A 14,305-nucleotide genomic window follows, 5' to 3' on the forward strand; every position below is an offset into this window, starting at 1 on the left:
AGGAAGTCGGCGGACAGCGTCCGGCCGATGAACAAGCGCGCTTGTGGCGGCCTTGAAAGAGCGGCGCCGGGTGGGCGCCGCCTGTATCTTGTAAATTAGGCGATCTCGGCGATCAGTTCAATTTCAACGCACGAGCCGCGCGGAATCTGCGCCACGCCGAAGGCGGAGCGCGCATGCTTGCCGGCGTCGCCGAACACTTCGCCCAGCAGCTCGGAGGCGCCGTTGGTGACCAGGTGCTGTTCGGTATAGTCGGGCGTGGAGTTCACCAGGCTCATCAGCTTGACGATGCGCTTGACGCGGGTCAGGTCGCCGCCGCAGGCTGCCTGCAGCGTGCCGATCAGGTCGATGGCGATGGCGCGCGCCGCCTGCTGGCCTTCTTCGGTGGAGATGTCCTTGCCCAGCTGGCCTACCCAGGGGTTGCCGTCGGCTTTTTTTGCGATGTGGCCGGAGATGAATACCAGGTTGCCGGTTTGCACGTACATGACATAGGCCGCGACAGGAGCTGCCGGTGGAGCCAGGGTGATATCGAGCGATTTGAGTTTTTCGTAGACGGACATTTTGGTATTCCAGAAAAGTGGCAAAAGTGGTGGCGGCTTGCTGTTATCGGGCCGCGAGACCGATATTGTACGTCTTTCTAGCTGCGGATCTGCATTTTGCGGCCCATAGCAACTACGGAAATAACGGCCAAAGCGAACAGAATATTGCTGAATTCAATAGTTTCGCCCAAAACCAGCGCCGCGCCGAGGATGGACAGGAAGGGCTGCACCAGCTGCACCTGGCCCACGCGCGCCACCCCGCCCAGCGCCATGCCGCGGTACCAGAAGAAAAATCCGATGAACATGGAGAACACGGACACATAGGCGAAACCGGTCCAGGCGCGTATGCCTGCGTGCAGCATGGCGTCCCATTCGCCCCAGGACTGCCATAGCACCACCGGCAGCACCACCGGCACCGAGAGCAGCAGCGCCCAGCTGATGACTTGCTGGCCGCCCAGTGTCTTGGACAGCTGGCCGCCTTCGGCGTAGCCCAGCGCGGCCAGCAGCACCGCGCCGAACACGGCCAGGTCGGCCGGGTGCAGGCTGCCCCCGCTCTGGAACAGCGCGAAGCCAGCCACCAGGGAGGAGCCGAGCAGGGCCATCAGCCAGAAGCCGAGCGACGGTTTTTCATGGCCGCGCAGGGCGGAGAACATGGCGGTGGCCAGCGGCAGCACGCCCACCAGCACGGCGCCATGCGAGGCTGGCAGGGTGCGCATGGCGATCGATGTCAGCCACGGGAAACCGATCACGCAGCCGAGCGACACCATGGCCAGCTGCGGCAGCGCGGCGCGGGACGGCAGCGGGGCGCGCTTCCACAGCAGCCACAGGCTGGCCAGCAGCGCCGCCACCAGCGCGCGGCCCAGCGCCACGAAGGTGGGTTCGAAGGCGCCCACCGCCATGCGGGTAAAGGGCAGCGTGAGGCTGAAGATGGCCACGCCCGCCAGGCCGAGCAGCATGCCGCGGGTCTCGGCGGACAAGGCGCCTGCCAGGCCGGGCCGCATGGCCCCGGCTGCGGGCGGCGGCGCGGCAACGCTGTGCGTGGTATCGGCCATCTTAATCCCCCACCAGCACGCGGCGGAACAGGTCGGCGTCCACGTTGGCGCCGCTCAGCTGCAGGCCGATCTTGCGGCCGCGCACGCGCGTATCGTCCTTCAGGCGCATGGCCGCCGCCAGCCCGGCCGCGCCCGCGCCCTCGGCCAGGTTGTGCGTGGCGCGGTAAAACAGGCGCATGGCGCTGGCGACGTCGTCGTCGGTCACGCTGACCACGTCGTCCACGAATTCGAATATCATGTCCAGCGACCGCGCGTCCGGCACGCGGCAGGCAATGCCGTCGGCCAGAACGGTGCTCACGTCGGCCGACACGCTGGCCTTGGCGCGGAACGAGAGCTGGTAGGCCGGCGCGTGCTTGGACACCACGCCGATGATGCGCAAGCTGCGCGCCAGGCCCAGCGCCTGGCGCGCGGCGATGGCGCCGCAGATGCCCGAGCCTTGGCCGATCGGCACCAGCAGCGTCTCCAGATCCGGCTGCGCGCGCAGCAGCTCCACCCAGGCCGTCGCCACGCCGCTCACCAGGTCCGGGTGGAAGGAGGGCACCATGTGCAGGCAGTCGCGCGCCGCCAGCATTTGCGCATGTTCGCGCGCGGCCTGGAAGTCCTCGCCATGCTCGATCAGCTGCGCGCCCAGCCCCCGCATGGCGGCGTTCTTTTCCACGCTGTTCCCGTGCGGTACCACGATGGTGGCGCTCAGGCCGTGCCGCGCTGCCGCGTAGGCCAGCGACTGCCCATGGTTGCCGCGCGTGGCCAGGATCACGCCATCCAGGGCCGGTTCGCGCTCGGTCAGCGCTTGCATGTAGACCAGGCCGCCGCGCACCTTGAAGGCGCCGGTGGGCGTGTGGTTCTCGTGCTTGATCCATGCCTGCGTGCCCAGCGCGGCGTTCAGCAGGGGCCAGGAAAACTGCGGCGTGGCGGGCATGGCCTCGTACACGGTGGCAGCGGCCGCATCGAGTTCGGCGAGGCTGGGCAAGGACATGGTTCGCTTTCATTTCATGGGGTGATGGGTGTATCCTATGTGATAACACCAGTACAGTGCCGATACACTTTTACATATAATTTCACATACTGTGATGGCGATATGACCAATACAAAGCTGCGCGAAGAACCTGCACAGGAGGCTGCACAGAAAGCTGCGCGGCCGGCGCGTGTAAAACCCATCCCCCTCATGGCGCTGCTGTCGCGGGAATCGGGCGAATCGCTGATCGACCAGATCGTGCGCTCGGTGGCGGCGCGTATCGACGACAAGCTGCTGCGCAGCGGCGCGCGCATGCCGTCCATCCGCGCGTTTGCCACGGCGCACGGGGTGTCGCCGTTTACCGTGGTGGCCGGCTATGACAAGCTGGTGGCGCGCGGCTACCTGGAGTCGCGGCGCGGCGCGGGCTTCTTCGTGCGCGAGCGCTCGCCAATGAACGCAGGGGAACGCTCATCGCCGGCGGGCGTGTCGCTGGCCACCCTGTCTTCGCCCGCGGACGGCGACGGCGGCCAGCTGGACGTGGTCTGGCTGGTGCGCAATATGTTCCGCCAGGTGCCGCACCAGCAGATGCCGGGCGCCGGCGTGCTGCCGTCCGAATGGCTGGACGGCGCCAGCATTGCCAATGCGCTGCGCGCGATCAGCCGCCAGAATCCCACGCAGCTGGTCAACTACGGCGTGCCGCAAGGCTTTCTGCCGCTGCGCCAGCAGCTCCAGCACAAGCTGGGCGAGCTGGAAATTTCCGCGGCCGCGGAGCAGATCGTCACCACGGCCGGCGTGACCCAGGCGCTGGACCTGGTGGCGCGCGAGTTCACGCTGCCCGGCGACACCATCTTCGTCGATGATCCGGCCTGGTTCCTGATGTTCGGCTCCTTCGCCGCACTGGGCGCCAAGGTGGTGGGCATTCCGCGCCTGGCCGACGGCCCCGACATCGCCCAGCTGGCGCAGCTGGCCGCGCTGCACAAGCCGCGCCTGTATGTGATCAACTCGGTGCTGCACAACCCCAGTTCCACCTCGCTGTCGGCAGCCAAGGCCTTCCAGGTGCTGCGCCTGGCCGAGGAGCACGGCTTCACCGTGGTGGAGGACGACATCTATTGCGACCTGCATCCCGGCAGCGCGGTGCAGCCGGCCACCCGCCTGGCCGCGCTGGACCAGCTGAACCGCGTGATCTACCTGGGCGGCTTTTCCAAGACCATGGCCGCCAACCTGCGCGTGGGCTTTATCGCCACCAAGCCGGAGTGGGCGCAGCGCCTGTCGGACCGCAAGATGCTGTCCACCCTCACCACCGGCGAGATCGGCGAGCGGGTGGTGTACAAAATCCTGTCCGAAGGGCTGTACCGCAAGCATGTCGACCGTATCCGCGCGCGCCTGGACGCGCTGCGCGGGCGCACTTTGCGGCAGATGGAGCGCGTGGGCCTGAAAGTGGACGTGGTGGCGCCGGCCGGCATGTTCGTATGGGCCGACGCGGGCCGCGACACCAACGTGCTGACCGCGCACGCCATGGCGGAAAACCTGCTGCTGGCGCCGGGCAGCCTGTTCTCGCCCAGCCAGTTGCCGTCCACCCGCATGCGCCTGAACCTGGCCGCCATGCAGGACCCTGCGGTGTGGCGCTTCCTGGAGCGGGAGCTGCAGGCGTAGGGACGTGGCGCCGCGCTGCCAGCATACGTTAATTGCCATGCAGTCTATATGCGCTAAATCACATTTTTGTGAAATTAAAAATATAGAGTAAAAATTAACAAAATTCGGCTATCCCGTCCTTAAAATGGTTTTTAAATCAACCTTTCGGAGATCGGGATCATGCGAATTATCCACATTCTGGCGCCCGCCCTGCTGGCGCTATCGGGCGCGCTGGCGCAGGCGGCGCCGCTGTATGCCCTGCGCACCATCGCGCCGGTCGGCTACCCCAACGGGCTGGTGCTAACGGGCATCAACAACCAAGGGGTGGTCCTCGGCAATGAATGGCGGGAGGAGACGCATGCTTCCACCGGTTTCATCGACAAGGGCGGCAGCCGCACCTGGCTCGATACGCTGATGTTCGCCTCGTCCATCAACGACGCCGGCGCCATCGGCGGGACCGCCGGCGATATCATCACCGCCGGCTATGTGGTGGGCGGCGCCGGCGCCGTCATGCTGCCGCCGATGCAGCCGCAGGGCTCGGTCAGCGTGGCGGCGCTGAACGGGAAGGGGCACGCGGTGGGCTCGGCGGACGCCATTTACCGCCCCGATGGCAGCGGGCCTTACGGCGAGGGCAGCTTCGACAGCCACGCCTACGTCTACCGCGACGGCGCGATGGCCGACCTGGGCACGCTGGCCGGTCACCGCTACAGCAGCGCCGCCGCCATCAACGCGGACGGCGCAGTGGCCGGGCACTCGCGCGAACGCGCCGGCGACGGTATCCGGCGCGCTTTCCTGCACGACGGCGCCGGGATGATCGACCTGGGCACGCTGGGCGGCGCCGAGAGCTGGGCCACCGGCATCAACGACAGCGGCGCCGTTGTGGGCGTGAGCCGCCTGGCGGGCGAGGGCGTGCACGCCTTCCTCTACGCCGATGGCGTCATGGTCGACCTGGATCCCGGTGGCGCCGACAGCGAGGCTTTCGATATCAACAACGCCGGCCAGGTGGTGGGGCGCGGCAAAAGTGGCGGCTTCCTGTATGCCAACGGCGTGATGACTGATCTCGACACGCTGATCGCGCCCGGCGCATGGCATATCGCCAGCGCGGTCGGCATCAACGACCTGGGGCAGATCGTCGGGCAAGCCTGCAACGGCTACGGCGAGTGCGTCGGCGCGCTGCTGTCGCCGGTGCCCGAGCCGGCCAGCTATGGCATGCTGCTGGGCGGCCTGGCGGTGCTGGGTGCAGCCGCCCGATGGCGCCGTCGGGCGCGCCAGGCTGCGGCGCCCACCCCGGCAGCGTAAAAGTTGCTGCAAAGCCCTTGAAATCAGTGTCTGCATCCTCATCTGGCGGGGAGTAAAGCAACACCCCCATAACATGTAGACTATTGAGGTAAAAATGGCTGACCACGAAAAGCAAACACTGGGTTTTCAAGCTGAAGTCAAGCAACTGCTGCAGTTGATGATTCATTCCCTGTATTCGAACAAGGAAATCTTCCTGCGCGAACTGATCTCGAACGCGTCCGACGCGTCCGACAAGCTGCGCTTCGAGGCGATCAACAACGACGCCCTGTACGGCAACGATCATGAACTGAAAATCAAGGTCAGCTTCGATAAAGCGGCCCGCACCATCACCATTTCGGACAACGGCATCGGCATGAGCCGCGAGGACGCGATTTCGCACCTGGGCACCATCGCCAAGTCCGGCACCAAGGAATTTTTCGGCAAACTGTCCGGCGACCAGCAGGCTGACGCGGCGCTGATCGGCCAGTTCGGCGTGGGCTTCTACTCCGGCTTCATCGTGGCCGACAAGATCACCGTGGAAACCCGCCGCGCGGGCCTGGACGCGTCCGAAGGCGTGCGCTGGGAATCGGCAGGCGAGGGTGACTACTCGGTCGAGCAGATCGACAAGCCGGCGCGCGGCACCGACATCATCCTGCACCTGCGCGAAGGCGAGGACGAGCTGCTGTCGTCGTGGAAGATCAAGTCCATCATCCGCAAGTACTCCGACCACATCTCCCTGCCCATCGTGATGGCCAAGGAAGAATGGGACGACGAGAAGAAGGAAACCGTGCTCAAGGACGAACTGGAAACCGTGAACCAGGCCAGCGCGCTGTGGGCCCGTTCCAAGTCCGATATCACCCCGGAACAGTACGACGAGTTCTACAAGCACGTGTCGCACGACTTCGCCGCGCCGCTGACCCACACCCACAACCGGGTGGAAGGCCGCAGCGAATACACGCAGCTGCTGTACATCCCGGCCAAGGCCCCGTTCGACCTGTGGGACCGCAACAAGCGCGGCGGCATCAAGCTGTACGTCAAGCGCGTGTTCATCATGGACGACGCCGAGCAGCTGATGCCGACCTACCTGCGCTTCGTCAAGGGCGTGATCGACTCGGCCGACCTGCCGTTGAACGTGTCGCGTGAAATCCTGCAGGAATCGCGCGACGTGAAAGTCATCCGCGACGGTTCCACCAAGCGCGTGATCGGCATGCTGGAGGAATTGGCCAACGCCGACGAGCAGGAAAAGAAAGACAAGTACGCCACCTTCTGGACCGAATTCGGCCAGGTGCTGAAAGAAGGTGTGGGCGAGGACGCCGCCAACAAGGACCGGCTGGCCAAGCTGCTGCGCTTTGCCACCACCAACGCCGACAGCGAACAGCAGACCGTGTCGCTGGCCGACTACGTGGCGCGCATGAAGGAAGGCCAGGACAAGATCTACTACGTCACGGCCGATAACTACAAGGCCGCGAAAAACAGTCCGCACCTGGAGATCTTCCGCAAGAAGGGCGTGGAAGTGATCCTGATGACTGACCGCGTGGACGAGTGGATGCTGTCCTTCCTGACCGAGTTTGAAGGCAAGGAACTGGTGTCGGTGGCCAAGGGCGGCCTGGACCTGGGCTCGCTGGAAGACGAAGCCGAGAAGAAGGAGCACGAGGAAACGGAAACCTCGTACAAGGAGCTGACCGAGAAGATGAAGACCGCGCTGGCCGACAAAGCCAAGGAAGTGCGCGTGACTTTCCGCCTGACCGACTCGCCGGCCTGCCTGGTGGCGGACGAGCACGAGCTGTCCGGCAACCTGCTGCGCATGCTGAAAGCGGCGGGCCAGGCCGCGCCTGAATCGAAGCCCATCCTCGAGATCAACCCGAACCACCCGCTGGTGACGCGCCTGAAGTATGAAAACGCGGACAGCGCGCAGTTCGCGGACTGGGCGCACATCCTGTTCGACCAGGCGCTGCTGGCCGAAGGCGGCTCGCTGGCCGACCCGGCCAGCTTCGTCAAGCGCCTGAACGAAATGCTGCTGAGCGGCGCGGCCAAGTAAGCTGCGCAGCCCCCGGCTGACGCCAAGGCCGGCGACCCGCAAGGGCGCCGGCCTTTTTTATTGCTGCCGGCGGCGCAGCCCCAGCACGGCCGGAATTCCCAGCAGCAGCATGGCCCACGTTCCCGGTTCCGGTATCGGCGCCAGGTTGGCGCGGATTTCACCCGCCGAGTACAAATTGGTGTGGATATTGAGATAGGCCGAGCCGCTGGCCAGTCCCGCGCCCAGGGCCGCCTCGGCGCCGGCCGTGGTGCCGCCGTTATTGGCCAGGAAGGTCGGGCTCCAGCTCGACGCCAGCGTGGTGTCGTAGCTCATCGAATACGAGCCGCTGCTTACGCCCAGCGGGAAGCCGTTGAAGGTCGGCGTCTCGCTTGCCACGCCGGCATTGCCGGTGTTCGGCACGGCGGTGCAGCAGTGGATGTGGGCGGCGGTGGTGGTACCGAGCAGGCCGCTGAAGGTCATGTTCACGGTCAGCATGTGGGCGTCCATGTCGAACACGACGATGGTGGAGCCGGTGGCAGGCGAAGGCACCGGCGGGGATTCGGACGCGCCGCTCAGCGTGCCCGTATATGTGACTGGCGCGGCGCTGGCGGCCGTTGCCGCCAGCATCAGGGCGCAAAATGCCAAACCGATCTTTATTGGTGTCCTTATTGGTGTCTTCATGGCGCAACCTTTCGTCGAGAGTAGGGCAGGAAACCCAACTTCTTCACTATAGGCCGCAATCGAAATAATGCAAAGATTGCAATATTCCAATGCTTTGCGTCACTGCTCAGCGTTGCGGACTATGGTTGCGCCCGGGCGCACAGTTCCAGCACCAGGGCTTCGCCTTCCGGCCATGGGCCGTAGCCGGCGTCGCCATTGATATGGCCGGCCGGGCCGATGGAGACGAAGCGGCTGCCCCAGGCCTCGGCGAACTGGCGCGCGCGCGCGTCGCTGACATACACGTCGTCGCTGCTGGAGACGACGACGCTGGGGAAAGGCAGGCGCGCCAGTTGCATGGGCTGGAAGCCGGTGGTGCAGCCGGGGTAGGAGGGCGCGTCGGTATCGCTGGGCGCGACCAGCAATGCCCCCGCGATCTTGTGCGGCGAGCCGGATGCGGCCCAGCGCGTGACCAGCGAGCAGGACAGGCTGTGCGCGGCCAGCACCGGCGGCCGCTCGCACAGCGCGATGGCCGCGTCCAGTTCCGCCACCCACTCATCCCGGTCCGGCGTCGCATAGTCGCGGTGCGGCACGCGCTGCCAGCCGTGCCTGGCTTCCCAGTGCGTCTGCCAGTGTTGCGGCCCCGAGTTCCAGAGGCCGGCCAGGGTGAGGACTGCGGAATCCATGTGTGCTCCGATAGGCGGTTGGTCAAACTGCCAATCTTACAGGAGATTCGCCGGCCGTTCCGGGGCCGGGCTCACAGCGCGGTGCGCAGCGAGAACAGTTCCGGGAACAGCACCACGTCCAGCATCTTGCGCAGGTAGCTGACGCCGGCGGTGCCGCCGGTGCCGGTCTTGAAGCCGATGATGCGCTCGACCGTGGTGACGTGGCGGAAGCGCCAGAAGCGGAACGCGGTCTCCAGGTCCACCAGCTTTTCCGCCAGTTCGTACAGCGCCCAGTATTTGGCCGGGTCGCGGTAGACCGCCAGCCAGGCTTCCTTGACCGATTCGTCGGCTTCGGTGGGCAGGCTGGGGTCGCGCGCCAGGCGCTCGGGGGCGATGTGCAGGCCGCTGCGCGCCAGCAGCTGGATGGCGTGGTCGTACACCGACGGCGAGCGCAGCGCCTGGTCCAGGATGGCGTGGTTCTCTGGCGTGGTCGTGTGCACGCTGAGCAGGGCGGCGTTCTTGTTGCCCAGGATGAACTCGATTTCGCGGTACTGGAAGGACTGGAAGCCGGAGGAGGCGCCCAGGTACGGCCGGATGGCTGTGTATTCGGGCGGCGTCATGGTGGCCAGCACGTCCCAGGCGTGCACCAGCTGGTCCATGATGCGGGCCACGCGGGCCAGCATCTTGAACGCCGGCGATAGCTCGCCGGCCTGCAGCTTGGCGCACACGGCGTGCATTTCGTGCAGCATCAGCTTCATCCACAATTCGCTGGTCTGGTGCTGCACGATGAACAGCATCTCATTGTGCTCGGGCGAGAGCGGGTGCTGGGCGGTCAGGATGCGGTCCAGGCCCAGGTAGTCGCCGTAGCTCATGGATTTGCTGAAATCCATCTGCGCGCCGTGCCACTGGGCGTTGCCGGTGTCGCCGGCCGGGCCGGCCGCGGCCGCGTGCATCGGGCAGCCGCTGGGGATAGTGTTGTTGTCGCTCATGGCATGCTTTCTCAGGTCACGGCGCCGCGCTCGGCGGCGACGTCGTAGTCTTCATTGTCCAGGATCTGTTTCAGGATTTCGACCGCATCCCACACGTCGGCGTAGCTGGTGTACAGCGGCGTGAAGCCGAAGCGCATGATTTCCGGTTCGCGGTAGTCGCCGATCACGCCGCGCGCGATCAGGGCGCTCATGACGGCGTAGCCGTGCGGGTGCGTGAAGCTGACCTGGCTGCCGCGCTGCGCGTGCCCGCGCGGCGTGACCAGGCCCAGCGGGTGGCCGCCGCAGCGCGCCTCCACCAGCTCGATGAACAGGTCGGTCAGCGCCAGCGACTTGCTGCGGATGGCGGCCATGCTGGTCTGTTCGAACACTTCCAGCCCGCTTTCCACCATGGACAGCGACACGATGGGCTGGGTGCCGCACAGCGCGCGGCCGATGCCGGTGACCGGCTCGAAGTCGGGCGCCATGGCGAACGGGGCGGCGTGGCCCCACCAGCCCGACAGCGGCTGGGTGAACGCGTCCTGGTGCTTTTTCGGCACCCAGATGAAGGCCGGCGCGCCGGGGCCGCCATTCAGGTACTTATACGTGCAGCCGACCGCGAAATCGGCGTGGGCCGCGTTCAGGGCGACCGGCACTGCGCCGGCCGAGTGCGCCAGGTCCCACACCACCAGCGCGCCGCGCGCCTGGGCCAGGGCGGTGACGGCGGCCATGTCGTGCTGGTAGCCGGTGCGGTAGTTGACGTGGGTGAGCATCAGCACGGCGGTGTCGCCGTCCACGGCGGCAGGCAGCTCGTCCACGCTGTCGACCAGCTTGACGGTGTAGCCGCGCTCCAGCCAGCTCGACAGGCCCTGCGCCATATAGATATCGGTCGGGAAGTTGCTGCGCTCGGTTACGATCACGCGGCGCGTGGCGCGCGCCGGCGTTTGCGCCTGCAGGTGCACGGCGGCGGCCAGCGCCTTGAACAGGTTCAGCGAGGTGGTGTCGGTAACCACCACTTCGTCCTCGGCGGCGCCGATCAGCGGCGCCAGGCGGTTGCCCAGGCGCTTGGGCAGGTCGAACCAGCCGGCCGTGTTCCAGCTCTTGATCAGGTCCTTGCCCCATTCGCGGGCAATGACGTCCTGGGCGCGCGCCAGCGCCGCTTTGGGGCGGGCGCCCAGGGAGTTGCCGTCCAGGTAGATCACGCCGGTGGGCAGATCGAACTGGTCGCGCAGGGGGGCGAGCGGGTCTTGCGCGTCGCGGGCCAGGCAGTCGTTGCGGTTGGTCTGTGCAGTCATTACTTTAGGCTTCAACTAGTGTGGGGATGGCGAAGTGTAGCAAACCGCGGGCGGGCGCGAAGTTTTTTGAAGTTTTTTGAAAAAAAAAGTCAAAGCCACCCTAAAGTTCCCCAAAACCCCGCCGTTACCTGTTCTAGATGCGGCGCAAAGCGTCTTCGGGAGTTGTCTGAGGGGCAAGAAAAAAACTTCAAAAATAGGCAAATATTTTTGTGCTGCCCCCTAAAGTTCCTGAAAACCGTGCCGTTACCGGTTTAGATGTAGCAAAAAAGAGTCAGATCACCCCTTTGTTTTTTGCCTGAAAACAAGGTTGTATCTTGAAAGTAATAAGTCCGCAAACCCGCACCAGCTCTGGTGTTGCACTATGATCGCCCTGCGTTTGTCAGACAAATGCTGACAGGGCGCGTCCGCCATTTCCCGACCCAAAATACAGCCGCCGTCCGCTTCTCGTGCTGTGTCCGCTCCAGCAGAATGTATCTCAACGGAAACGCAATTGCGTTACTAACGAGTGCTGATGAGGAGATGGAAATGACTGCGAACGACATGATGGCTGAGATCCGCGATGCAAACCTGAGCTACTTGATGCTGGCTCAGCAGATGATCCGTGCCGACAAAGTGACCGCAATCTTCCGCCTCGGCATCTCGGCCGACATCGCCGAACTGATCGAAGGCATGAGCAATGCCCAAATCCTGAAACTGGCCGGCGGCAACATGATGCTGGCCCGTTTCCGTTTCGACGACGGCGCCATCCTGGGCATGCTGACCAATTACAATAAAGACCGCTCGCTGGCCCAGTCGCACGCCGCCATCCTGATGGCCGGCCAGCCCGCCGAAGAAATCGCTTAAGATGCGCGCGTAAGATTCGTCTACCCAGGTTCCAGGAGCACACCATGAGCAAGAAGAGCGTCGTTAGCGAAGCGCAGGAAATCCAGCTGGCCATCGAGCTGATCAACCTGGGCGCCCGCCTGCAGCTGCTGGAGTCGGAAGTGTCGCTGTCGCGCGAACGCCTGCTCAAGCTGTACAAGGAACTGCGCGGCGTGTCGCCGCCCAAGGGCATGCTGCCGTTCTCCACCGACTGGTTCCTGACCTGGCAGCCGAACATCCATTCCTCGCTGTTCATCAACATCCACAGCTTCCTGGTGCTGCACGCCGGCGCCACCGGCATCCAGGCCGTGATGAAGGCGTACCAGCTCTACCTCGAACAAATGCCGCCGGAGCCCGGCCAGGAAGCGGTGCTGTCGCTGACCCGCGCCTGGACCCTGGTGCGCTTCTTTAATAGCGACATGCTGAAATTGGCCCCGTGCGGCAAATGCCAGGGCAAGTTCGTGGTCAACACCATGGACCTGCACGGCGACTACGTGTGCGGCCTGTGCCACATGCCTTCGCGCGCCGGCAAGACCAAAAAAGCCAAAGAAGACGCGCTGGCCGCTTGAGCCACCTTACCCCCATCTTCCTCGCCAGCCGGGGCAGGGTGCGAGCATGAGTCTCCGCCTGCGCCGGCTGTTGCACGTTCCGGCCCTGCGCGCCGCCCTGATCCAGGCCGGCGCCTATCCCATCACGCTGGTCATCATCTACCTGCTGGCCACCCTGGGCATGAAGCCCGGCCTGCCGGACGTGGCCGTGGTGCAGGGCGTGATTGCCGCCTTGCTCACCGTGCGCTACGGCCTGGCGCCGTGGTGGCGCCTGATCCAGCTGCTGTTCCCGCTGGCGCTGGTGGCCGCCGGCACGCTGGCGCTGCCGCCGGCTTTCTATTTAATAGTGTTTGTTGTGCTGATGGGCCTGTTCTGGTCCACCTACCGCACCCAGGTGCCGCTGTATCCGTCCGGCCCGGCCGCGTGGGCGGCGGTGGCGGCCGAGCTGCCGGCCACGCCGGGGCTGCGCCTGATCGACATCGGCAGCGGCATGGGCGGCATGGCGCTGCACCTGGCGCGCGTGCGGCCGGACGCGCACGTGACCGGCATCGAACTGGCGCCGCTGCCCTGGCTGTATTCGACGCTGCGCGCCGCACTCAGCGGCAGCCGCGCCCGCTTCGTGCGCGGCGACTACGAGCAGCTCCATTTCGGCGACTACGACATGGTGTTCGCCTACCTGTCGCCGGCCGTCATGAGCGGCCTGTGGGCCAAGGCCGCGGTCGAGATGCGGCCCGGCAGCTTGCTGATCAGCTACGAATTCGAGATCGAGGCTTGTCCGCCCGTCAAGACCATAGTTACCACAGAGCACGGTCCCGCACTCTACGTCTGGCGCTTTTAACGCGTCTTTTGCTTGCCCGCCCCCCCTGTCTCACGCTATTGTAGTTCTACCTGTTAATTTAGCGTTCCCCTATCATTCTACGGAGCTGGCACTCTTGTTAGTCATACTTGGATATTTAGTCGTTCTCGCCTGCGTGTTCGGCGGCTTCGCCGCCGCCGGCGGGCACTTGGCCTCGTTGTTTCAGCCCATAGAACTGCTGCAGATCGGCGGCGCCGCAATCGGCGCTTTTTTTGTGGGCAATAACGGCAAGGCCATCAAGGCCACGCTGGCAGCCATCCCCGGCCTGTTCCGCGGCTCGCGCCACACCAAAGACCTGTACATGGAGCTGATGTCGCTGATGTTCGACGTGCTCTCCAAGGTGCGCAAGGAAGGCCTGATGTCCATCGAGGGCGACATCGATTCGCCCAGCGACAGCCCGCTGTTCAGCAAATACCCCGCGGTTCTGCAGGACCACCACATCGTCGAATTCATGACAGACTATTTGCGCCTGATGGTATCGGGGAATATGGATGCGTTCCAGATCGAGAACCTGATGGACAACGAGATCGACACCCACCACCACGAGGGCATGGTGCCGGCCGGCGCGATCGCCAAGCTGGGCGACGGCATGCCGGCGTTCGGCATCGTGGCCTGCGTGATGGGGGTGGTGCACACCATGGAATCGGTCGGCATTCCGCCGTCCGAACTGGGCCTGCTGATCGCCAAGGCGCTGGTCGGTACCTTCCTCGGTATCTTGCTGGCGTACGGCTTCGTCGGCCCGCTGGCCGGCCTGCACGAGCAGAAGCTGGAAGAAGAAACCAAGATGTACCAGTGCGTGAAAGTGACGCTGCTGGCCAGCCTGAACGGCTATGCACCGGCGCTGGCCATCGAGTTCGGCCGCAAAGTGCTGTACTCGACCGAGCGTCCGACGTTCTCCGAATTAGAAGAACACATCAAAAAATCCAAGACCAAATAAGCCCGGCTTGGCGTATGATTCGTATCATTATTGAATTATGGAAACACTAAG

At 64.9% G+C, this 14,305-nt stretch carries 14 protein-coding genes; 7 read left to right on the forward strand and 7 right to left on the reverse strand.

What is annotated here, in order from left to right:
- Nucleotides 1-95: 95 nt before the first annotated feature.
- From ASD15_RS26000 to ASD15_RS26010, 3 genes are all read right to left on the reverse strand, one after another.
- Complete coding sequence (locus ASD15_RS26000) at nt 96-557, reverse strand: RidA family protein (protein WP_057157934.1); 462 nt, start codon at nt 555-557, stop codon at nt 96-98.
- Nucleotides 558-634: 77 nt separating this feature from the next.
- Nucleotides 635-1,537, reverse strand: a complete 903-nt coding sequence (locus ASD15_RS26005; protein ID WP_057158080.1) for a DMT family transporter — start codon at nt 1,535-1,537, stop codon at nt 635-637.
- 52 nt (nt 1,538-1,589) lie between these two features.
- Nucleotides 1,590-2,564: a threonine dehydratase gene (locus ASD15_RS26010; protein ID WP_057157935.1), complete on the reverse strand. Its 975-nt coding sequence runs from the start codon at nt 2,562-2,564 to the stop codon at nt 1,590-1,592.
- Between the two features lie 102 nt (nt 2,565-2,666).
- On the opposite strand from ASD15_RS26010, the gene ASD15_RS26015 reads away from it, so the two are divergent.
- The 3 genes from ASD15_RS26015 to htpG all read left to right on the forward strand — a co-directional run bounded on the left by ASD15_RS26015 (nt 2,667) and on the right by htpG (nt 7,491).
- On the forward strand, nt 2,667-4,196 hold the full coding sequence (locus ASD15_RS26015; protein WP_057157936.1) for a PLP-dependent aminotransferase family protein: 1,530 nt from the start codon (nt 2,667-2,669) through the stop codon (nt 4,194-4,196).
- Between the two features lie 159 nt (nt 4,197-4,355).
- On the forward strand, nt 4,356-5,474 hold the full coding sequence (locus ASD15_RS33420; protein WP_057157937.1) for an HAF repeat/PEP-CTERM domain-containing protein: 1,119 nt from the start codon (nt 4,356-4,358) through the stop codon (nt 5,472-5,474).
- 94 nt (nt 5,475-5,568) lie between these two features.
- Nucleotides 5,569-7,491: a molecular chaperone HtpG gene (gene htpG, locus ASD15_RS26025; protein ID WP_057157938.1), complete on the forward strand. Its 1,923-nt coding sequence runs from the start codon at nt 5,569-5,571 to the stop codon at nt 7,489-7,491.
- Between the two features lie 57 nt (nt 7,492-7,548).
- Here the strand turns inward: htpG and ASD15_RS26030 are convergent, their stop codons facing one another.
- From ASD15_RS26030 to kynU, 4 genes are all read right to left on the reverse strand, one after another.
- On the reverse strand, nt 7,549-8,115 hold the full coding sequence (locus tag ASD15_RS26030; RefSeq protein ID WP_229418339.1) for a CHRD domain-containing protein: 567 nt from the start codon (nt 8,113-8,115) through the stop codon (nt 7,549-7,551).
- 155 nt (nt 8,116-8,270) lie between these two features.
- Nucleotides 8,271-8,813 carry an alpha/beta hydrolase gene (locus tag ASD15_RS26035; RefSeq protein ID WP_057157940.1) on the reverse strand — a complete coding sequence of 181 codons (543 nt, stop codon included), beginning with the start codon at nt 8,811-8,813 and terminating at the stop codon, nt 8,271-8,273.
- Nucleotides 8,814-8,884: 71 nt separating this feature from the next.
- Nucleotides 8,885-9,781, reverse strand: a complete 897-nt coding sequence (kynA, locus tag ASD15_RS26040; protein ID WP_057157941.1) for a tryptophan 2,3-dioxygenase — start codon at nt 9,779-9,781, stop codon at nt 8,885-8,887.
- Nucleotides 9,782-9,792: 11 nt separating this feature from the next.
- Nucleotides 9,793-11,052, reverse strand: a complete 1,260-nt coding sequence (gene kynU, locus ASD15_RS26045; RefSeq protein WP_057157942.1) for a kynureninase — start codon at nt 11,050-11,052, stop codon at nt 9,793-9,795.
- A gap of 525 nt (nt 11,053-11,577) precedes the next feature.
- Here kynU and flhD point away from each other — a divergent pair.
- The 4 genes from flhD to motA all read left to right on the forward strand — a co-directional run bounded on the left by flhD (nt 11,578) and on the right by motA (nt 14,254).
- Nucleotides 11,578-11,895: a flagellar transcriptional regulator FlhD gene (gene flhD, locus ASD15_RS26050; RefSeq protein WP_057157943.1), complete on the forward strand. Its 318-nt coding sequence runs from the start codon at nt 11,578-11,580 to the stop codon at nt 11,893-11,895.
- 44 nt (nt 11,896-11,939) lie between these two features.
- Nucleotides 11,940-12,482: a flagellar transcriptional regulator FlhC gene (flhC, locus tag ASD15_RS26055; RefSeq protein WP_057157944.1), complete on the forward strand. Its 543-nt coding sequence runs from the start codon at nt 11,940-11,942 to the stop codon at nt 12,480-12,482.
- A gap of 46 nt (nt 12,483-12,528) precedes the next feature.
- Nucleotides 12,529-13,299: a cyclopropane-fatty-acyl-phospholipid synthase family protein gene (locus tag ASD15_RS26060; protein ID WP_057157945.1), complete on the forward strand. Its 771-nt coding sequence runs from the start codon at nt 12,529-12,531 to the stop codon at nt 13,297-13,299.
- Nucleotides 13,300-13,393: 94 nt separating this feature from the next.
- Nucleotides 13,394-14,254, forward strand: a complete 861-nt coding sequence (gene motA, locus ASD15_RS26065; protein ID WP_057157946.1) for a flagellar motor stator protein MotA — start codon at nt 13,394-13,396, stop codon at nt 14,252-14,254.
- Nucleotides 14,255-14,305: the final 51 nt, after the last annotated feature.

This window comes from Massilia sp. Root351, assembly GCF_001425045.1.
Lineage (GTDB): Bacteria > Pseudomonadota > Gammaproteobacteria > Burkholderiales > Burkholderiaceae_D > Rugamonas.